Source organism: Okeania sp. SIO2B3 (assembly GCF_010672525.1).
Classification (GTDB): Bacteria; Cyanobacteriota; Cyanobacteriia; order Cyanobacteriales; family Microcoleaceae; genus Okeania.
Genome location: NZ_JAAHGH010000072.1, coordinates 17,206 through 39,326, shown reverse-complemented (window position 1 = coordinate 39,326; position 22,121 = coordinate 17,206). Strand labels below are relative to the sequence as shown.

The following is a 22,121-nucleotide window of genomic DNA, read 5'->3' as shown; positions in this document are numbered from 1 at the left end:
AACAAAATCAGCTATAATTAGAGAAGCTATAGGGTTTTGGTTAGAATGTCAGGAGGAGAGGGCAGGTAGTTCTTCTGCTGGTAAATAGTGTTCAATAAAAAGTATTAAGAAGCCAGCGATCGCTCTTGTTTTTTTTGCATCTATTTTTTCGATAGTATTTGCTATCGAAAAACTTGTTTTATAGCCAAAGGGCGTACGCTCAATCAGACCCTTTGGCAAGTTGAACAGTTAAAATTTTGAAGCACATATAAAGACCCACTTCGTTACACAGAGCGGAGCTTGCGGAGTTCTGTTTCAACATCATTCGCAGACTACTGTAGCTACCAAAAGCCAGGCAGATTACGGAATCTTATTAAAACGATGTGGGTTTTTCTTAAGGTTGAGCAACTGTTAATAATTTGCTAACATTTAATATAAACTACATCAAAATCAGAAAAAGAAAAAATGGGTAAAAATAATCTTTTTCAAATACTTCCTGAAAGTCGTAGAAAAAAAATTAATAGACTCAAAAAGTATATTCTCGAAAAAATTTTGATAGGTTTAACAGAACCAATTACAATAAAAATACCTATAGAAGGAGATATCACAGCATTCCAATGGACTGTAAATGCAATATCAAAGGAATATAAAAATTTACGTCTTGAAATAAATGTCGATCAAGAGCATCTCTATATTCAATCGAGAAAATTTCAAACAGATGAATATTATCTATGGATTGAACAATCAAATTTATCAGGAAAATTTTTAATAATTGCTAAACCTCCAGGAGCCACATTAGCAAAATGTTTATCAGTTTGGAATTCTTATGAAAAAGCTATTGAAATTGCCGACAAAATCTATCCAATGGTTCTCAATTTTAGCCCTATTGGTTGGGATAATAATAATATTAAAAAGATTTTAGATGCAATTCCAGAAGATGATGATACTACAATTATTATTCCACATCAAGCAAGAGAAATGTTTATCAATTCTATATTAGAGGAAAATATTGAAAACATGAATGCAATTGTAAGAGAACATGGAACCGAATTTAATCCACTTGTTGATTAGGTCAAAACTCTAAATTTTGCACCGCCCGTTTTTTAGTTTCCTCACCCCGTCGATCATACTTCGCTGTAGTAACGGGTGAAGCATGACCTGCTAATTTCTGTACCGTCACAATATCCACATTAGCATCGAGCAAATCAGAACAAAACGTCCGACGGAAATCATGGGGACTAAACTCCTCAACACCCGCCTGTAGAGCGCGCTTCTTCAAAATCTTCAAAACCGCATCAGGACACATCCTGCGCATCTGTAAGTTGCCACCCTTATTAACCGGACACAATAATGGTCCAGGCATTTCTCCTCTTACCCGTAACCAATTTTCCACAAGTGCGATCGCACTTTCTGGCAAATAAACCATTCTATCCTTACCTCCTTTCCCCAGACGTACCTGCACCTTTCCGGTTGTAGGGTCAAAATCTTCTAAGTCTAAATTAACCACTTCAGCTCGACGCAAACCCGTACCCCGTAGGATAGCAATTATTGCAGTATCCCTCACATCTATTGGTGCATCTGACTGACAGACTTCCATGATGCGTGTAATTTCAGAACGAGTCAGAGCGCGACCTCTAGGTTTACCTTGAACTCTCATATTAGATAAATCTACTGCGTGTGAATAGTTTTGGGGGTCGATTAAATCCAAACGAACAGCCTCTTTTAATACCCGCCTCAAAGCACAAAGCATTTTATTGACAGTGGATGGGGAATATTTCTGTCTAAGGGCAACTTTGAGTGCAGCGGTGTGTTGGTAGCGGAGTTTAGACCAATCCAGAGTTATTGCATCACACTCACCCTTCGTCAAGAGAGAGGCCATAGTGTTGAGAGACTGTCTCATGGTGACAACAGAACCAGGACTCAAAGAGGCCAAATAGACCCCCACAGGATGTTGGTTAAGAGGGACAGGGGCAGTGAGTCCAAGATGATCTAGGCCACACAAAGAGAGATTTTCCATGATAACTCTAATAGCTCTTCAAAAGTGGGATTCTCAAGAGCCATTTTCTCACAGTTTTTATTCTCTTTTTATTACCTTTGAATTATCTCTGGTTTGAGATATTTTTAATACTTTTTCGTGTCTATGTATTTATTCTTTACTCCTTTCTATATTTTATTATAGCACGATTACTTTAATTTTAGCAATTTGTATAAAAAATAAATTAGTTAGTAATAGCTTAATTATATTTACTGAAGTTTTTCCCAGAAAAGTCTGTAAATTAGAGTAAAAGGCCACAAAAATTATTGAGCCTATTGAATTTATCGTCAGGTTCAATTAGGAAATAATTCAACGGGTAAAAGTCTTGGCCAACTGGCTAAGTCATGTCCAACCGAGCGTTGGATCATCTAAAAATTAAGAATTATTAATTAATTTTTGGGTAAAGCATAATTCTTGACAACAGCTAAATCGATTGATAAAGTTGCTAAGAGCAACTTGTGGCTCAATTTCACAATATCTAGTCTTTTGGTGATTTTTCCTAGACAAAAGTTATAGCTTCCTCTCCTACAACCAACCTGATTGGCATTGCGACATCAATCCGAAAAAAACAACGTGCGTCCATAGTCTTAACAGATTCGGAGAAAAAGCAGAAGGCAGTGCTGCCTCCTGCCCTTCTCGCTCGCTCAAAGTCTACAAGTCTCTACACGAGACAAGAGCGAAACTCCCAAAAAACCAGAACCGCCACGAGACTAGAGCCAACCAGACAAACCAGACAAACTAGGCAGATGCCCTGGAAAGAGCCGAACGGGCGTGTGATGAAACGTTAGGTCATCATACTACAACCATTTTTATTCACGAGGTGACAAGCCAGTTGAAAGCTATATATAGAAAGGGATTTGCCCTGAAGGAAGAGCCTTTTATTTGAATTATTGTTCTATCTATGTCACAAAACTGTTTCTCTATCTATCTTTTAGCTTACTTGTCACCCCATGAGGTTAAATACCCATGATTTCCACAATTTCCTTTGATAATCGTTCAGCATTACCTAATATTCTTTGAGTTTCGGTACGCATTGTCTCTAGTTCTTGCTGTTTAGTTTCATTTAAGACTACTCCTCGTTCGCGATCGCCTCGTAATTGAGCCAGTTTATTTTGAGTATTATCCAGAAGTGCTTCTACTTCCTGGTTTAAGGTTTGCTGAAGAGCATTAAAAGGTTCTGAAATTAGATTACTAATTTCTTGTTCAAGATGTTGTTCTCGCAGTTTCTTATCAATTTCTTTGGTAATTGCTTCTTGGAAATTATCTTTAAAATTGCGTTCCATCTCTTTAGTAAAAACTTTTTTAGCTGACCAATCTGCTGTAAAAATGCCAGCAATTCCAGTAGCTACAATAATTGGGAAACCAATCGTCAGACCAAACATGGCTGCTATAAATCCTACTCCAAAAGCTGTTATAATGCTAGCACCTGCACCAACTGCTGCACCTTTTATTCCTGCAACCCGATAACCAGACCAAATTCCACCCAATCCCGTAAATGCAGCTAAAGCAGCAGTAATTACTTGTGCATTAGAAGTCGTCTTTTTTTCAGTATTAAATTCAATATCAACAAACTCCATTTCAATCTTATTAAAAGCTTCATCTACTGAAGTAGTAAAATCTTTAAGACGATCTACTTCTCGATCGATACCCTGTTGAATTTCTGTTTGTATTTTCTCGGAAAATTGACGACTTGCTTTTTGTACTGCATTAGTAACAGCACGAGAAAATTTTTCTTGTAAAACTTTCTTTCTTTTGACTTCTCCTTTTTCAATGGGAGTTTCTTCAATAGCTGTTTCTACTGCTTGTTTCAGAATAATTGGAAGCTGATAAATTAAAGGCTGAACTCGATATTTTACATTTTCTGCTGCCTTATTAATCAACTCCATTTCTTCTTTTTTCCGCTTACGAATGCCTTCTATTTCGTTAACACCAGTATCATAACTTTGTTGAAATTGCTCTCTGCTCATTTTCAAGGCATTTTCTTCCATATTAATGGTATAGATAATTTCTGTAGACGAACTAATTATTCGATTAACAGGAACTTGTAATAAAATTGCGGCTCGATCTTGAGTTAAAAACTGTTCTAGCGCATCTTCAAACACTGGAAAACGACTCTGAGCTAATAACTCTAGTTGATTTGTTTCTTTACCTTTTAATGCTTTCAGAGCAGAAATACCAAAAACTTTAGGTCTCCCAATTGTTTTAATGTATTTATGATATTCTGGAGATTCTGTCCCATACTCTTCTTCAGCCCTTTCTAAAACATATGCTTTAATTCTTTGTTCCACATAACTTATAATTCGATTTGCGTCTTCCGGGCTATGATAATCGATTTGATTAACAACAAAAATAACTCGTCCTAGATCGCTATTTAGTAAGTGAGTTTCTAAAAAATTTTGTTCTGATTTTGCAAAAGGAGCTTGAGCTGACATTACCAAAATAGCTACATCTACATTAGGTAAAAGAGAAATTGTTAATTCATCCATATCACCATGTTCATTTAATCCAGGAGTATCTAAAATCTGAACATTTTTCTTACAATATTCAACATTATATTCAAGAATTACTTCCTGAATTGAACTAGCTTGTTTTTCAGATTCAATAGTTAATTTAGTTACATATTGTTTTAATTCTTTAATAGGAACTTCTTTTTCAGAACCATCCTTAAATACAACTTTGACTAATGGTGTAAACCCAAAGATAACACGGTTGAGAGTTGCTGTTGTGGGTAATACATCAGATGGTAAAATTTCTTGACCTAATAAAGCATTAATCAATTTACTTTTGCCACGATTAAATTCACCAACAATAGCAATAGAAAAAGATTCTGTTTTGATTTTTTTTAAAATAGTATCAATTAGTTTAATTGATTTGTTTAGGTGAAGTTTTTGACTAAATGACTTTAATTTATTTAAGTCTCCTACTAAAGTCATTATTACTTGGTTATAGTTAATGAATGAACCAAGAGAATTGGTTGTTGTTTCTGTACTTGATTTTTCTTGAGTTGACATGGTTGTATTTTCCTAAATTTCAAAACTTTAAAGTAGATATCATTTCAAAATGTCGAGGCTAATATAGAATTAGGTAGTTACTCCTGATGGATATTTAGAATAACTGCTAGATAACCATTAACATCACCTCCTTAATTCGTAAAATTGGTTACTTATTCTTTCATCAGGTTAAAAAGTAAAATTTATGCACTCCTGATTTTAACTAATTTTTCTGATAAGTTTTGAGCATAGTTTAAAATAGACTGTGTTTCTGGTTCCATTTGAGTAATTTGTTGTTTTTTATGATTAATAAGCGTCTCCTGTTGCGCTATTTGTTCAACTAAGTTTGATTGGATAGTTTCGATTACAGAGTTGATAGTTTCTAGGATTTTTTTAGCTTGTCGCAATACTTCTACCAAAGCTTGAGATACATAATCATCAACTATCTGATTAATATTTTTTTCTCGTAATTTATCATCAATAGCTATATTAACTAATGGTTGAAATTTTTCTTTAAATTTCTTAGCTCTCGATCTGTTGCCAATATTTGCCCCAATACCAGCACCAATACCTGCGCCAATTGGTCCTAATAAGACAAGTCCAATACCAGCACCAATACCAGTTCCTACGCCACTGGGATTATTTTGAATCATAAAACTATCTGAGTTAAAAGATATTAGAAATAATTCATTATTATTATTATTATTAGCAGTTAAGTTATTACAAAGTTGATTAACTGTTTCAATTTGCTGAATTACTTCATCAGTCAAGCTAATATCAATTTCTAATTGTTTTAATTTATGATATATATTGTCAGGCATATTTTCAACGAACTGACTAAAATCTAAAATTTTAGCTACGAATAATTCTTGTCCTTGTATAATTTCACTTTCGATGTTTTGAGTTAGCTTATTACTAGCCTCATTCAAAGAAGTAGATATTTGATTAGATAAATTTGGTAAAAAATTATCATTCTTTATTTCCGCTGGAGTTACTGTTGTATTGTCAATGATTATTTCCGCTGCTTTTTTTAGGTCTTGTTGAAATTTGTAGGTTGATGTCTGAGCCTGTTGTTGAGCTGTCGAAATTGTATCGTCTATAAATTGAATAACTTCTCGTTTCTTTTGACGAATTTTGGATACCTCAGAATCAATAATTGCACTCATTTCTTGTAATTGTGCTTGTTGTCGATCTAGTAATTCTTTTTGAAGACTAATAGTTTCGATAATTTCAGTCACAACTTTAATAATTTGATTAACAGTTACTTGTAAAATTATTAAACTTCTTTTTTCAGATAAAATAGTCTTCAAGTCATGTTCAAAATTAACGAATTGACTTTGACCTAATAAAGCCATGTCGTGGGTTTGTTTAGCCTTTAAAGCTTGTAGTGCTGATAATCCCCAAACTCTCGGTTTGCCAATTTTTTTTAGAGCTAATTCAGGGTTTATTTGGTCTTGTGCCCATTCATTAATAGTTTCTTCAATGCGATGGCTGATTTTATTAATTACTCTTTCTACATCTTCTGTTTTATCAAATCTATCAATTTCGTTGACAATAAATAAAACTTCTCCAACACCATTTTCTAATAATTTATCAATGAGAATATTACTTTCAGTAATAGAAAAGGGAAATTGAGCCGAAATTATCATAATTGCTAATTCACATTGTTGTAAAACTGATAGAGTAACAGCGGTCATATTATCTTCATCGCCTAATCCCGGTGTATCAATAATTTCAATCTTATTATGTTGAAAATAAGAGATAGGATAATAGACTTTTGCTTCTTTTACTGTTGCTGCTACGGCTTGTGATTCTGTATTTTTTTTAGTAACAAAATTAGCTAATTTATAAAACTCTATTTCTCTTTCGCTTCCGTCTTGGAAATTAATTTTAGCACTTGGTTTTTCTGCGTAACTTATGCGGTTTAGAGTTGCCGAACAAGGTAAAATATCTGAAGGTAAAATCTCTTCTCCGCATAAAGCATTAATTAAGGTACTTTTGCCCCGATTAAATTCGCCGACGACGGCAATAGAAAATTGATGATCTTTAAGGCGTTTTTCAGCATTCTCCATAATAAATATTAAATTATTTAGATTTAGTATTTGAGAGAACTGTTGTAATACTTTGATGATATTTAGCAAAATCAATGTTGTTTCTTGATAGTCAATAGAAACTGGATACATAATTATTTGTACCTCATTAAATTAGGATTCAGGAGTCAGGAACTAGCAGTCATAATCAGGGAAAATTAGAAATATTTGTGATTATGGCAAATATTTTTTTATGCCTAACTAAAGGGATTTGATATAACAAGTTACTATTATTGGTAGTGGTGCATTGTAATGGTCGTGCATTATCATTATTTTTGTTACGAGAATAGTGGGAGCATCTTGGTCCCGTGCCAGGCATTCCTTTTTCCTGTATGCTATTACTATGCAGGACTACCCTATTATTTATATAGAAGCACAAGGTTTACTCCAAAGGGTTACAGTCAATCAAAATATCTTCATTTCTCACGAATTGTTTAGGACTGCCATATAATAGATATCAAAATAAATTAAGACAATTATGCAGATAGAGTATGTAAAATTTCTTCTTTTAACTCTGATGCTTGCTTGATAATAGGTTCCCAATGTTGCTCGGCAGAACTCACAAAGTTCATTTGTTTAATGGCTTTATTACGGGATGATAACCAAAGCATTTGTTTCTGTTTTGTTTCTGCAATTAATTGCTCATATAGATGGTAAAGACGTTTAGAAGCACCTTGATAATATTCTTCAAAAATTTTATTAATAGTTGGTTCTAAATTAATCTTAATAATCTGTTTTTGTTCATTGATTTTTTTATGAATAATTTGTTCGGTTAAAATTGTTGTTCCCATACTAGCTAGAGTTCCAACAGGACCGCCAAAAATAGAGGCACATATTGTTATTCCTCCCATTCCTAAACGATTAAATAAACGGTCTTTTTGTAGATCGGAAAGTTCTATATCGCTGAGATGAGGATCAATATTTCTTGAAGAATAATTTTGTCGATCAAATGAACTATTTTTAGATATTTTCATTGAAAAAGTTTGAGAAACTGCCTTGTTTAACCAATCAAAATCAGCAGCTATAGCTCTAATTATATAATCTTCTAATTTACGACTTAAGCTGAGTAATTCACGTTTTAAACGAAATGGTAATTCTCTTTGCCACCAATATTTAGGATTTGAGTTTCGGTCTAGCTCAAAGATAAGTGTTTCTAATAACTGGCTTTTATCGTCAAAGATTTTATCTTGTAAGTCTTTAACTTTTTGCTGATATTTTTGATGTAAGTTACGACGGATTTTACCCCAATTTTCTTCATTATTTTCAACTTCTAAACGAGCTTTTTGAACAGCAGCTTCTTTTTCAGTTGGATTCATTTTAGCTGTAGCGATCGCTCCTTCCCCTATGTTAATTAAATTAGTAAGACATTCTGTTATTTGACCTGCTATTTGTTGACTTTTATAAATTCTACGCTTTCCTTTGTTAGTCATTTCTTGAATAAAAAATTTAACCTGATTAATAACTTCTTCATCAGTAGTAGAATCATCAATTGGATGTAAAGGTAATACAGGAATATTGCTAGAAATTTCACTTAATTGTTTTTTGATATGATTAATAACTCTAATTCTTTCTTCTACTGAGATTTTATCCAAGTGAGAAACTACTACTAAAATGTTAGGGACACGACGTTTGAGTAATTCATATTTCAGGAAATTTTTTTCAGTAAGACTTAAAGGGAAATTACTATGAATCACAAAAATTGCTGCATCTGAATTGCTTAAAACATCGAAAACTAATTCTGCACGACGATTACATAAATCTTGGGTTCCAGGAGTATCAATTAATTCAACATCTAATTCTTTTAACCAAGCATCATTAACAGTTAGTTCAACTCCTGCAAATGTTTCTCGATCTGTTCCTGCTTTATCTGTTGCTAATAAATCATTCCATGAAGATTCTTGTAAATCTCGTTCTTCTCGATTTTTAGCAGAATAAACTATCATTTTTTCTATGGGAGCAGCAGTAATTGAAGTTAAAGTAGCTGTGGTAGGTAATATTCCTTCAGGAACAAGGCTACGATTGAAAATTTGATTAATGAATTTGCTTTTACCACGATTTACTTCTCCCACAATAACTAAACAAAAACTATTTGATCGGTCACGTTTTTCTATATTATCTAATTCTAAAATTAGATTATCAATTTGAGTAGATTTTGCTAAGGCAGAAGTTTGATGTAGCCAAGAAATTAAATGATTAGTTACATCTATAGCTTTTTTACTATCTTGTGATGGTTGAGTTTGTCGCTCTTCTCTATTAGAAGGTTGCTCTACTCGAACAGAATTTTCAGAATTTTGTTTTATAGCTGAACTATCATAATGTAGCCAAGTTTTACTTTCGGGAATTAAAGCCCAATAATAAGGATAAATTTCTGTTGGTAAAATCGCAGCATAATCAGGATTAAGAGTAGCTAAATCGATCTCTTCGGATGGTGGTAATTTTAGTAATTTATCAAGAGCTTGAAAAAGGCGATTTTCCCGTTCAGTATATGAGTCTAATTCTAGATAATTTTTACCATTGGCTGGATGAACAGATATGAAACTTCTTTCTCTTAAAGAAGTTATTGGTGAACTTTGGGGTAAATCTCGAAAATCAATTTTTTGAATAACACTTTTCTGAGAAAAAGACCATTCTATTGCTCCCCAAGGAGCAAACCACTCTTGTTGTTGATTATTGATTTTTTTTTGGGTAATTAATAATGAAATAATCCTCCATTCTTGATGATGTTTAAAAGGTACAGGGGGCAAAGCAAAAGATTGTATTGTCACCCATTCTCGAAGTCCTGGTGTTTTATGAATACTGCGGGGTAAAGCACCAACACCTGTTTGTTTTTTGGCTGCTTTAGCAGATATTTGTTGCAGTAATTGATGATTAATTGTCATTTTTATTCTTCCTAAATATTATTGAACTGTAGTAAGTAGGGGCAAATAGCTATTCGCTCCTACATTCTTGTTGTAACTATACTTTTTTTACTTAGTCTCTTTGCCTCAAAGTTTAGTTAACCCACCAACCACAATTAAAGAAAAATTCTAAGGTTCGACAGGAGCATTTTCTAAGAAATTATTAAAATCAACAGCAGAACTACCAAAATAAGCTTCTTTTGTTTCTCCACTAGCTAATTTTCTTAAATGAGTTAAAATAGCACCAGGATTTTCTTGAGGTTTAAGAGTAAATAATTGGTCGCACTGTCCGCCTAGTTCGTTTAAACCACAGATAATATATTGACCATTTTTTTGTCCAGCACTAAGATAGTTAAGTTGTCCCCTATTATAAAGTTTTTGAAATTGGGGAGAAACTTGTTGACAACGAGTTTGCGGGTCGTAACCTGAATCTGTGAAAAACTCAGAAACCCACTTAATAATAGCAATTCTTCCTCTTTCTGTTTGTACATAAGTAGTAGGGGTTCCTTTGAAGTCTTGCTCGCAGAAAAAACGACTTTGAGATAAAATATTAGATTGAGCAATTTTATTTGAACTATTAGCAGTAGTTGAGGAACAACTGAATGTTGCAAGTGCTAATAGAACTAATACCAAATGTTTGATGTTCATACACTAAATATCTCTAATTCCTCTAAAGTAGTATTAGGTTAATTTTTCTGATTTATGCAGCCAAAAATTAATTTTTACCAGAGTCTTTTGTTAGGTGTATCAGCTACTACTAATAAATTGCTAAAATCTTCCCAAGCATTAAGAAAATCTTCTGCATCTATAGCTTTCATTTTGCCATCAGGTGTAGCGCTATCATTAAGAATAATTTTGATACTGCCATCGGGTTGAGGGTCTATTCCTGTAACCCAGACAGCATGACCTACATTTGTTTGTTCGATGGGATTACCTGTTGTACTATCTCGATAGGGATACCAAATTTCATTAGCATCTAGTCCTACAATTACCTTATCTCCTTTTTCTAAAGCTTCTGCAATATCAACTAAGGTTGCATCGTAAGATTGCTTTGTAGAAATGCCAAAACCTTCTAATAATTTCCCAATATCCTCACCAGTCGTACCCTTTTGAGGATCGTACCAACCGTTTGTTTGAGCTATTTCACAAGCTTTAGTCTCAGAAATTTCCATTCCTGTAATAGACTCATAAACAGCAATTTGAGCAACTACAGCGCAAGATGTTCCACTATCTTGTTGTTCCCAACAATTACCATCTTGAATAGGATCGCCCCATCCGTCAAAGTCTTCTGGACACCAATTATTTTCTGGGATGTAATAGTCTGCGCGATCGCTTTCCAAAGAGTCACTACTAGCTATACTGTTGTCTGCATTAGTATCATCAGAACTATTTCTTTGAAAGAATTTTTCATCATTATCATCCTCCCAAGAATCGTCAGTTATGCTCTCATCTAAATCTAAATCGTTAATATTAGATTCAGAAAACTCTTGGATATTATCTGGAGGCTCGTGACCGTTACCATCAGGATCGTCTCCTCGGAAGAATATTTCGTTTGATGGTAGGTCAGAAAAGGACTCTGTAGCATCAGGTAGATTATAACCGTATTTATCTCCATGTCTATCTCCACCAAAATATTCATCCTTTAAGGTTGACTCAGTGAAATTACTGGTACTGTTTGGTGGATCATTACCAAAATCATCTTTATCTGGGTTATCTGGAGAATTATCTCCTTGAAACCAATCCTCAGCAAATTGTGAAAAAAGGTAATTAAACAACATAGTACACCTCTTACTATAATATTTAGACGGATTTATTCCCTTCTATATTTCTATATCAGGTAGGGTTTAAGAAAAAATGCAAAGTGGGGATAGAAATTTTTGAGAAATTTAGGACTTACGCAGAAACTGGGTTTATCAATTGTATTAAATCTTAATCCAATTACTAAGCTAACTAGAGAACAATTTGTTCATGTGTCAAGCTAATCCTGAATTAAAATTACAGGACTTGCACACAATATCAAATCATACCAAATCCGGTTATGAAAAGTGAATTTATCCAAGTAAGTCCTAAATTAGAAAGAAATCATCAAAGAGAATTAGGTAGTGGTGCATTGTAATGGTCGTCCATTATAATTACAGCAGATTCCACCAGGCGTGAGGTACACCCCGGAGCGGGCAAGATGCCCGGACTATAAACATTTAATTGTTAATATCTGTACTTCATATACTTGGAATCTGCTGTATTTTTGTTACGAGAATAGTGGGAGCATCTTGCTCCCGTGCTAGAGATATTCCTATCTACCATTACTATGCAGGAATAGCTGGTAATGTTATCTAACTATCAAAAAAATATTAATGTTTAATCATCGTCAGTTTTGATTTATACAAGTCTTTTTACTATGGAAAAACGAACTAATATTCTCAATATGTTTTCCACTTTTCTTGATGTGCAAGATGATTATGGAAATTCGAGTAAATGGTTATACGATAAAAAATTAAAAAGTAATATTGAACAGCAGCAGAAAAATAGACCGAGTTTAAATGGTAATTTAGAACAATATGAACCTATTTGGGTAAAATTTTGGTATGATTTGGCTGTTGTTGAAAATGGTTCTATAAGCATACCACAAAGGCATCTTCAATCTTATTTACAAGAGTGTTGTTTTTGGGCAACTAAAGAAATTCATAATAAGTTTGCTTCTGATGATGATAGGTGGATAGATGGATTTTACCAAGCAATAAATTTTGTTCTGGAAAAGACTCTGAAAATCTTTGAAAAATACAATTGGATTTTTTTTAAACCTACTAACATTAGAAGTTGGTGTCAACAAAAAATCAAAGATTATTTGAAAGAATTTTATCTGAAGCGAAGGAGATTAGATGGTGCTAGTGATTGGAGGATATTAAAGGATAAAAATATTTCTTCTAAAAAATGGGGAAAGGTTTTAGAATCAGCAAGAATATTAGATGTAAAATTATCATCTTGTTTATTAGCTTTGGAGTGCTTTCAAAAACATTATCATCCTATAGTTAGAGCAAATCAAAGATTCCCGGAGCCTACTGATGAACAATGGAAAAAGATAGTCAATGATTATAATTATGTGAGAAATAGTAGAGGTATTACAAACGATATAGATCGAGAAGCAATTCAAAAATTGCTAGATGAATGTGTTAATGCTATGAGGAATTATCAAAAACCTCAGTCACTTGTTTATATTGATGATGAGGAGAAAGAATATTTTGAAATTGCCAGTGATGATAGTTTTAGAGAGGAGAAACTAGAAAAAGACCAAGAATGGCAAGAAATAAATAATATTTTAACCGATGATTTTACCAAGTTATCTCCAGAAGCAAAAACTTTGTTAATTCTTGAAAATGGTATACAACTAGGACAGACAGAAATCGCTAAATTATTTAATCTAAAACAGTATCAAATTTCTCGCAAGTTAACAAAATACCGTAAACCGTTATTAGATAAATGTGTTAAGATGAAGCAAGAGCAAGTAGAGAGAAAACTTACTAAAGAAGAGAACAAAAATCTATCTAAACAAATCAATGAATGGTTAAGATATTCTTGTTGCAAGCAAGATTTTTATGAAATTTTAGAGGATTTATTAACACAAACTTCTAGCAGTAATCTGAAAATCATGAGTCTTTATTATATAGAAACTTTTTCTATGGATAAAAAGTCATTAGAAGAAAAGTCTGCATCAATTAAAAAAGAGATAGCAGAGAAATTAGAAATAACTGATTCTGAAATTGAGAAATGTTTGACAGATTCCCGAAATTATTTATTAGAGCGGTTAAAAAGATATATTAACGATAATCTAGAATTACCTAAAGAGCTAGATAGTAATTTAATTCCCACACTAGATGAAACTTTACTTAAATTCATAGATGAATTTCTGAAAAAAGTTTCTTACGCACAATTATTTGAAAAAATCAAAATAAATAATCTATAATATAAAACTAAGATAAGGAAGCAAAAGACTATGTTGAGTTTTGATGAATTAGCTAGAGAATTTCCCGAACAAATTTGGATAGAAATCTCTGAAGAAGATGAGGAGAATGCACTACCTAATGAAGGGGATTATTCTAATGATGCTGCTAGGTTAAATGCTTATTTGAATAGTCTTTGTTTAAATCTTTTATTAGCTTGGTTTCAAGAGGAAGAAGAAGGAGTGCAACCATTACCTTTTCCTAAGAGAAATGAGTTGCCTAGTGTATGGGAATTTGTGAATGGGACAGCTATTGATTTTGGTAAAGCAAGGTTTGTAATTATTCCTAGCGATGGTATTGATACAGATGAATTTATTATTCCTGGGGAGTGGGTTGATATTCCAAGTTGGAGGGGTAATTATTATTTAGCTGTGCAGGTTAATTGTGAAGATGGTTGGTTAAGAGTGTTGGGATATGCTACCCATAAACAGATTAAAAATGAGGGTGAATATGATGAAGTTAATCGTAGTTATGTATTGGAGAGGGAAGATTTAGTTGAGGATTTGAATGTTATTTTTTTGATGCAGGATTTAGATGAAAATGAGTTAGATAATAATGTTGAAGCTTTAGAAGCTTTACCGACTTTATCTTCTACAGAAGTAACTGATTTAGTAGAAAATTTAAGTCAGGATAGTATTTATTTCCCAAGATTGGAAGTAGAATATTTTACTTGGTTTAAGGCTTTATTAGGAAATGCTGGTTGGAGAGAGCAGCTTTATCAATTAAGACTTGGTAATATTAATTGGAAACCAAAATCAAATCTCGAAAATATACCTGTTTTATCTTCATTTGAATATTATGAGCAAACTAAGTTCAAATTAGTGGATAATTTGACTAGATTAAAATCTTTTTCTCAAAAGCTTAATTTAAACAAGTCTATTGAACTAATTGATAGAGTTTTAAATAATCTTCAAACACAATCGTTTTCCATAGCTGTTGTTGGGGAATTTAACAGAGGCAAAAGTACCTTTATTAATGCTTTATTAGGTCAAGAAATTTTACCATCTGATGTATTGCCGACAACAGCAGCTATCAACCGTGTTATCTTCGGATTGACACCATCCGTCAAAGTTGTATTTAAGGATGGCCTAGAAACAGAAGTTCCTATTCAGGGATTAAAACAATATGTAACTAAATTAACTGTTGAGTCTGAAAAAAAAGCTATTTCAATTCAGGAAGTAATTATTCAGCATAATATTGAATATTGCAGGAATAATATTGAAATTTTTGACACACCAGGGCTTAATGATGAAGCTAATATGGCAGAAGTAACATTTTCTATTTTACCTCAAGTAGATGCAGCAATTATGGTTATTTCTGCTCAATCTCCCTTTTCTCAATCAGAAAAAGATTTTCTTGAAAATAAACTTTTAAGTAGTGACTTAGGAAGAGTTATTTTTATTGTTAATGGGCTTGATTATTTCTCTCGAAGTGATGCAGACCGTATTATTAATTATACCAAAAATAAAATTACAGACTTTATTCTTGAGCGAGCTGAAGAACAATATACTAAAGATTCTTCTGAATATCATAACTTTATCAAAAAAATTGGGAAACCTAAAGTTTTTGGTATTTCTGCTCTTAAAGCATTAAAAGCTAAACAAACGAATCAACTAAATTTATTAGCTCAGAGTCGTTTTTCTATATTTGAAAAAGCTTTAGAAGAATTTTTAACTTTAGATAGAGCTGCTATTTTATTACAAGTACCAATCAATCGTATAATTGCTTCTGCTACAGAGATTCTTAAAACAATTAATCTTGAAGAAAGTGCTGTAAAAATGGAGCAGAGTAAATTCCTACAAAACTATGATATTGGTGTTGTTGAACTAGAAGGTATTCGGAATCGGAAAAAAGAAGAAATGAACTTGATTAATCAAGCGACTGAAAATGTAAAATATCGAGTTCAGCCTTTAATTTATCAGCTACCAATTATTCTCAAACAAGCAGCAGAAACAGCTATTGAAGAAACTCCCATTGAGAAAGGTGAAGTAAGAAGTAAGAACATTTTACAAGAAAATTTTTCTCACGCTGTTACTAATGCAATACAAAAAGTAAGTCGTCAATTTTCCGAGAAAATACAAACAGAAACTAAACAGGGAATTGATCGAGAAGTAGAGCGTCTTAAAGATTTTGTAACCTCAGTAGATCGAAGTTTGAATTATATTGAAATGGAGTTTGTTGATATTGAATTTAATGCTGAAAAAAAGACGACTTCTGATGCACAAGCAATTACTCCTGCTTTAGCTGCATTTACAGGATTAGGTGGAATTTGGTCTGGTTATCGTCTTGTGGGAGTTAAAGGTGCTGCTGTAGGTGCAGGAGCTAGTGTAGGTACTTTTATAGGTACAGGAATTTTAGCAGGATTATTTGGGATAACAGTTGGTTTTCCTCTTGTTTTAGCTACTGGAATTGCTAGTATTTTTGCAGGAGATTGGTTAGCTAAAAGCGTTTTTACTAAGGAAATGGAACGTAATTTTAGAGCTAATTTCAAAGAAGCAATTACCAAAGAAATTGATAAGCGACTGCGAGAAAAACATCTTGAACAAGAAATTAGTAATCTAATTTCAGAACCTTTTGCCGCTCTTCAGCAAACCTTAAACCAGGAAGTAGAAGCACTTCTAGATAATACTCAAAATAAACTGGCTCAATTACGAGGCGATCGCGAACGAGGAGTAGTTTTAAGTGAAGCTAAACAGCGAGAACTTGAAGAAATAAAAGCCGAAACTTTACAAATATTAGATAATGCTCAAAGACTATCTCAAGAAATTTTACAGATTATGAATTCTTAAACGTGAAAAAAATAATTTACTTCACCTCGCATAACATTCTTTCTTCTTCTTTCACATTGGAATTAGTTCTTAAATAATCCCCTATCAAACCACATCCTTGTTCAATTAAAGTACCTAAATCTAAACTCCATAAAATAATAATTCCATCACCACCTCCTGAAACAATACTCTTACCATCTGGACTAAAAGCTACTTTACGCACTCCTCCTTGATGCTGATTAACTGTAGTTAATAAATCTCCTTCACGACTCCATAATTTAATCGTATTATCTTCACTTCCAGAAACAATTAATTCACCATCAGAGCTAAAATCAATACTATTAACTGTATTTGTATGTCCCTTTAAAGTTTTAATTAACTCCCCTTGTAAATTCCAAATTTTAATAGTTTGATCGTGACTAGCAGTAGCAATTAATTGACCATCTGAACTAAATTTAATATCTAAAATCCAATCATTATGACCTACTAATGTGGTTAAGAATTTACCTTCTGTCGTCCATAATTTTATAGTGCGATCGCCTCCTCCCGTTGCTATTCTTTTACCGTCTGGACTAAAACTAACTGCTAAGACGCGATCGCTATGTCCTGTTAAAGTATTAATTAAGGTTCCATCTTCACGCCATATTTTCACAGTCTTATCGTAACTTGTAGTGGCAAATAATTTACTATCAGGACTAAAATTAACATCAAATACTCTCTCAGTATGTTCTGTTAAAGTTTTCAGTAATATTCCCTTTTTATTCCATATTTGTACTGTCTTATCATCATTAGTTGTGACAATTTTTGTTCCATCTGGACTTACGCTAACCCTGCGATATTTTTCTTGATTAGCAAATTCTGAAAATTGTTGTTTCTGCAAATCCCAAAGTCTAATTACTTTCTTCTTATCAGTTTCATTTTGACTAACATTACTAATAGTAACTATTTCTTTGCCATCTAAAATAAAATCCAAATCTACAATGGTACCATTATGATTTAAAAATGGGCGAGGCGATAAATCCCAAAGTCTCACAGTACTATCTCCACTTGCTGAAACTAAAACCTTACCATTTGGAGTAAAACTAACACTGTTAACGCTATTTGTATGTCCTATCAAAGTTTCCAATAATTCGCCTTGAAGATTCCACAGTTGAATTTTGCCATTTTTACTTGCAGAAGCAATTATTTTACCGTCTGGACTTAGACTAACACTATAAACAATATTTGCATCTTTTTCCTTTTGTGAAAGATTCTCTAAATTAGGTACTGTTTCAATAGTTCTAATTAAAGTACCATCTGGTTGCCAAATTTTAATCGTATTATCAGCACTGCCAGTGATAATTAACTTACCATCACGACTAAAAACTACACTATCAACCTGATCTGTATGTCCTTCAAGAGTAGTTAATAACTTACCTTTTAAATTCCAAATTTTGACTGTCTTATCCCAACTAGCAGAAGCAATTAACAGTTCGTTTTTCTCCCTTTGTGCAGTTAGTATGGGAGGACTAAAACTAACATCAAAAACCCAATTTTTATGTGAATCTAAAGTTCTCAGTAATTGACCATTAATACTCCATATTCTCAGAGTAGAGTCGTCGCCTCCTGAAATTAGATACTGACCATCAGGACTAAATTTAACAGATAATACTCTACCTTGATGCCCTTTTAGCGTGGTAATTAAAGTTCCATTATTATGCCAGACTTTAATAGTTTTATCGTTACTAGCAGAAGCAACTAATTGACCATTCGGACTAAAATCAACATAATTAACACTTCCTTTATGCCCTGTAATATTTGTCAACAAAGTACCATCTAAATACCAGATTTTTACTGTATTATCTCGACTTCCTGAAGCAATTAATTGACCATTCGGACTAATGTCAACACTTAAGACTATATTTTGATGTTTTTCCCAAACACTCATTAATCGAACACGATATAATATACTCTGTAACGTAATAGCTGTATTAACATAATTATGATGAGTAATATTTGAGTTATTATGGGCTAAATTAGCAGCTTTGAAACTTTCTCGTAAAGCATCAAAATTTTTGTTTAAAAGCAATAAGCTTTGACTAGAGCTATTCCGACTATCAACTTGTTGATTTAAACCATTAATTCTTTGTTTTTCCAATTGCTTGAATTGAATAAAAATAATTAAAAAAGCCATTAAAGCAGCTATTGAAATACCAGAAAGTGCATAAATAGTGCGCTGTAAAACTAATTTATCTAAATGTTCCTTCTCCTGCTTTTTCCCATCTTCAAAATCAATACTTTTTTGAATAAATTTTTTGTCATCTTGCTTAACTTTGTCAGAATATTTCTGCAACCATGCTTCAGCTTCGAGCAAATCTACACCTTGCAATAAAGCTTCATCGCTACACTGATGTTTATTCAGCCATTTTTTCCTTTTTTGTCCTATTATTTGTTCTTTACTGCGAAAATATCGATTATTACTAATCCACTTTTGTAACCTTTTCCAATGAGTAATTAATGCTTCATGGATAATTTCTACTGTTTCTTCCCCTGTATTTTCATTATATCCAGTTACTACTAGACGAGCAGCAACAAGATAAGAAATTAATTCCCAATTTTTATCTCCTAGCTGTTCCTTTGTTGCTATTGTTCTGGTATCTTGTTGATGTGCTAAATTAGATGGTTCAACTTGATGATTATTATCATTACTTTGAGAATTTATTTGCTGCTCTCCAAAATAAATCAATTGAATAAAAATTTGCTCTATCCGTTTTCTATCATCTTTAGTTCTCTGAAGATATATTATCTCTGCATATTCCCCTAAACTTTTCTCTAAAGTACCAAATTTTTGATAAATTTCATAAGTAATACGACCATCATTCTGTAATTTCCAGAGTTGAGTTAAAGTAAACTCTAATAGTGGCAAATATCCTGGTTCATTGACTACACTATTAATTAAACTTTCTGTTAATTGTTTGTCTATAGTTACTCCTCGTTTTCTTGCGGGTGAAGCGATCGCTTTTTCTATTTCCTCACGATTCATTTTCAGAAGAAATTCTGGTTTATACTTCTGTAATGTTTCACCAAAAGTTTCTAATGCTTTGCCTAAAAAATCTTCTCTTAAGGTGATGACTACTCGTAAAAAATCTAGTTGTTCAATAGCAGTTAATAAACTATCTAAAAAAGGTTTAATTTGTGCTTGAGGGGCAAAAGTATATAATTCTTCAAATTGGTCGATAACTAAAACAATCTGATTAACACTACTATCCAAGATAATTTTTTCAAGATTTTTAGCTAATGCTTGATTATCTTGCTGTAATTGAGTAAAGAAATTTAATTTTTCTAATATCTGTTGATTATTTTCAGTTGAATTTTGCAAAGATATAACAGCACCAGCTAGTGCATCAAAAGGATGATGTCCGGGAGTAAAAATAGCAATTTTAATTTCTTTTTGAACTTCTTTTGCTTGTCGTTTCAAATAGGGAACTAAGCCAGCTAATACTACTGAAGACTTACCACTTCCTGATGCTCCCATAACAGTAACTAATGATTGAGATTGAACCGCTGTTACTAACTGTTCAATAAATTTATTTCTGCCAAAAAATAACTCGCTATCTTCTTCTGTAAAAGTAAATAAACCTCGATAAGGACAAGCTGGTAATCCTCCTAATTTGTGCAAAGTTAAAGATTCAGTTTTTAAAGATTCACAAACAACTGGCAGCCAACTAGCACTAGGATATTTTTTCTTTAAATCAGATAATCTTTCTCTAGTTCTTCTGATAGATAATTCTAAAGTGTTTCCTTCTTTGGCAAAAAAATTAAGGAAATATTGTAACAACTTAGGTGAAAGTTCATCAGGTATTTTTTCAGTCATAACAACTGTCGCCGACAGTTGTAATTCTTCTAATTGCTTTGCTAAACCTAAACCATCGCATGAGTTAAATATGGCAAGCTGTAATCCATTGTTAATTGCTGTTTTTAAGCCTTCTTTTAAATCTTTAATCGTTATATATTCGGTGGGGTAATAAAAATCTAAGAAGAAAAATATTAGTTGGTATTTCTTGTCTCTAGCTAGTAAGAAAATAGTAAAATACACTATGATTTGATCGTCCAGATTAGGTTGAAGCTCAAACCAGGCTTTATCCCTATCCATATCTAACGAACTATGACCACTAAAAAAGAATAGATCCCAGTTTTGTTCCCATAATCTATCCGTTAATTTTTCTCTCGTAGGATTAATTATCTCGAAGATATCAGCATCAGGAAGTTTAGTTTTTAATTGCTTTAAATCTTCCTTTACTTTAAGCTCGAAACTATCGCCTAGAATAGCAAGTATTTTGACTTGTTTTTTATCTTTATCTTTATCTTTATGTCTATCCTTGGGATGTATAACTCTAGTTTTAGATTTAGAAAAAACTATAGCTAATTTGGGGTAATTCTCAAATAGTTTATATTCAGACCATGGCAATTTCCTTAAAAATATATTTTCTGTTTGAATAATAAATTTAATTTCATCATCATAATTAAAATTACTTAAAATTGCTTCCTTTATTGGTCTGAATTTATTAGAATCTAACCAAAAAATTAGAGATGTTTTGAGTTTTAATTCTTGCTCGGCAAGGGGTTCTAAAAGAGAAACATTTCTTGATAAATTTCCTGTTTTTTTGGCTTGTATACGACAAGAAGTGGCATCATAGAATAAACTATAATTTTTTGTCCAAGCTTTATAAAATTGCTCAATCTCCACATTAGGAGGTAAATTAGCTTTAACAGAGAGTAAAAAATCGCCGTTCTCTTCCTGTATACTAAAAGTAATAATAAAACCTGTTTTTACTGTCCCTTCAATAATTGTTAAAATAGCTGTTTTTCTCATTATAGTTAGTGTTATGACTTTGCCATTTTTTCAATCTTACCAAATATTTTTTGCCGAAAATCACCCTTTGCATACATTCCCCATCCTGCACTTAAAAGTAATGGCCAAGCAACAAATACAGCCAACCCTAATGCTACCAACTGATTGCGTAAATCACCATCATCAATGGTAATAGTCAAAACTTTTTCAGTTTGTTCTAATTCAATCTTAAAAGTGTAAACCAAACCAGATAATTGTCTCATCATATTACTTTTACTAAGTTGAATAAAGTATTTTTGATTACGCCATTCTCTTTTCTCAAGAGAGAATTTATGATTATCGAGCATCCAGTCTGAGATTTCATAACCCAATTTTTCAATATTAGTTTTTTGCTTAAGAGTAACGGTTTTGACTTCGTATCCCATTATATTTCTCCTTGTAAGTTCATTCCCTGATTATAAATCATACTGATTCCCAAAAATAATGCTATACTTAATTCTATACTTCAGTTATTAAGTAATAAGTAAGGTTCA

General features: G+C 32.5%; 12 protein-coding genes. 3 read left to right on the top strand and 9 right to left on the bottom strand.

All coding sequences use genetic code 11. The features are described 5' to 3' along the window. Window positions 1-48: 48 nt before the first annotated feature. Window positions 49-219: a hypothetical protein gene (locus F6K15_RS28135; RefSeq protein WP_293067415.1), complete on the bottom strand. Its 171-nt coding sequence runs from the start codon at window positions 217-219 to the stop codon at window positions 49-51. A gap of 225 nt (window positions 220-444) precedes the next feature. Here F6K15_RS28135 and F6K15_RS28130 point away from each other — a divergent pair, with 225 nt between their 5' ends. Next, on the top strand, window positions 445-1,050 hold the full coding sequence (locus tag F6K15_RS28130; RefSeq protein ID WP_293067412.1) for a hypothetical protein: 606 nt from the start codon (window positions 445-447) through the stop codon (window positions 1,048-1,050). A 1-nt stretch (window position 1,051) separates the two neighbouring features. Here F6K15_RS28130 and F6K15_RS28125 read toward each other — a convergent pair whose 3' ends face one another. The 6 genes from F6K15_RS28125 to F6K15_RS28100 form a co-directional block, all read right to left on the bottom strand. Next, window positions 1,052-1,996 carry a tyrosine-type recombinase/integrase gene (locus tag F6K15_RS28125; protein ID WP_293067410.1) on the bottom strand — a complete coding sequence of 315 codons (945 nt, stop codon included), beginning with the start codon at window positions 1,994-1,996 and terminating at the stop codon, window positions 1,052-1,054. Window positions 1,997-2,970: 974 nt separating this feature from the next. Then, window positions 2,971-5,025 carry a dynamin family protein gene (locus F6K15_RS28120; RefSeq protein WP_293067407.1) on the bottom strand — a complete coding sequence of 685 codons (2,055 nt, stop codon included), beginning with the start codon at window positions 5,023-5,025 and terminating at the stop codon, window positions 2,971-2,973. A 182-nt stretch (window positions 5,026-5,207) separates the two neighbouring features. Further along, complete coding sequence (locus tag F6K15_RS28115) at window positions 5,208-7,187, bottom strand: dynamin family protein (protein WP_293067404.1); 1,980 nt, start codon at window positions 7,185-7,187, stop codon at window positions 5,208-5,210. A 383-nt stretch (window positions 7,188-7,570) separates the two neighbouring features. Beyond that, on the bottom strand, window positions 7,571-9,973 hold the full coding sequence (locus tag F6K15_RS28110; RefSeq protein WP_293067402.1) for a dynamin family protein: 2,403 nt from the start codon (window positions 9,971-9,973) through the stop codon (window positions 7,571-7,573). A 147-nt stretch (window positions 9,974-10,120) separates the two neighbouring features. Beyond that, window positions 10,121-10,639: a COP23 domain-containing protein gene (locus F6K15_RS28105; RefSeq protein WP_293067399.1), complete on the bottom strand. Its 519-nt coding sequence runs from the start codon at window positions 10,637-10,639 to the stop codon at window positions 10,121-10,123. A 74-nt stretch (window positions 10,640-10,713) separates the two neighbouring features. Then, the gene (locus tag F6K15_RS28100) at window positions 10,714-11,769 is read right to left on the bottom strand and encodes a hypothetical protein (protein WP_293067396.1); all 1,056 of its coding nucleotides are present in this window, start codon (window positions 11,767-11,769) and stop codon (window positions 10,714-10,716) included. 620 nt (window positions 11,770-12,389) lie between these two features. On the opposite strand from F6K15_RS28100, the gene F6K15_RS28095 reads away from it, so the two are divergent. Then, window positions 12,390-13,952: a sigma-70 family RNA polymerase sigma factor gene (locus F6K15_RS28095; RefSeq protein ID WP_293067393.1), complete on the top strand. Its 1,563-nt coding sequence runs from the start codon at window positions 12,390-12,392 to the stop codon at window positions 13,950-13,952. 30 nt (window positions 13,953-13,982) lie between these two features. Beyond that, on the top strand, window positions 13,983-16,778 hold the full coding sequence (locus F6K15_RS28090) for a DUF1822 family protein (protein ID WP_293067390.1): 2,796 nt from the start codon (window positions 13,983-13,985) through the stop codon (window positions 16,776-16,778). Between the two features lie 16 nt (window positions 16,779-16,794). On the opposite strand, the gene F6K15_RS28085 is transcribed toward F6K15_RS28090, so the two are convergent. Together F6K15_RS28085 and F6K15_RS28080 are read right to left on the bottom strand one after the other, a co-directional pair. Continuing rightward, window positions 16,795-21,609 (bottom strand): WD40 repeat domain-containing protein, encoded by a 4,815-nt coding sequence (locus tag F6K15_RS28085; RefSeq protein ID WP_293067388.1) that lies wholly within the window; start codon window positions 21,607-21,609, stop codon window positions 16,795-16,797. 11 nt (window positions 21,610-21,620) lie between these two features. After that, window positions 21,621-22,013: a hypothetical protein gene (locus tag F6K15_RS28080; RefSeq protein ID WP_293067385.1), complete on the bottom strand. Its 393-nt coding sequence runs from the start codon at window positions 22,011-22,013 to the stop codon at window positions 21,621-21,623. Window positions 22,014-22,121: the final 108 nt, after the last annotated feature.

Excerpts from the sequence above, each read along its gene's own strand:
- F6K15_RS28095 (WP_293067393.1), top strand. The coding sequence starts at position 12,390 with ATGGAAAAACGAACTAATATTCTCAATATGTTTTCCACTTTTCTTGAT.
- F6K15_RS28110 (WP_293067402.1), bottom strand. The coding sequence starts at position 9,973 with ATGACAATTAATCATCAATTACTGCAACAAATATCTGCTAAAGCAGCC.
- F6K15_RS28085 (WP_293067388.1), bottom strand. The coding sequence starts at position 21,609 with ATGAGAAAAACAGCTATTTTAACAATTATTGAAGGGACAGTAAAAACA.
- F6K15_RS28130 (WP_293067412.1), top strand. The coding sequence starts at position 445 with ATGGGTAAAAATAATCTTTTTCAAATACTTCCTGAAAGTCGTAGAAAA.
- F6K15_RS28115 (WP_293067404.1), bottom strand. The coding sequence starts at position 7,187 with ATGTATCCAGTTTCTATTGACTATCAAGAAACAACATTGATTTTGCTA.
- F6K15_RS28120 (WP_293067407.1), bottom strand. The coding sequence starts at position 5,025 with ATGTCAACTCAAGAAAAATCAAGTACAGAAACAACAACCAATTCTCTT.
- F6K15_RS28105 (WP_293067399.1), bottom strand. The coding sequence starts at position 10,639 with ATGAACATCAAACATTTGGTATTAGTTCTATTAGCACTTGCAACATTC.
- F6K15_RS28090 (WP_293067390.1), top strand. The coding sequence starts at position 13,983 with ATGTTGAGTTTTGATGAATTAGCTAGAGAATTTCCCGAACAAATTTGG.
- F6K15_RS28080 (WP_293067385.1), bottom strand. The coding sequence starts at position 22,013 with ATGGGATACGAAGTCAAAACCGTTACTCTTAAGCAAAAAACTAATATT.
- F6K15_RS28100 (WP_293067396.1), bottom strand. The coding sequence starts at position 11,769 with ATGTTGTTTAATTACCTTTTTTCACAATTTGCTGAGGATTGGTTTCAA.
- F6K15_RS28125 (WP_293067410.1), bottom strand. The coding sequence starts at position 1,996 with ATGGAAAATCTCTCTTTGTGTGGCCTAGATCATCTTGGACTCACTGCC.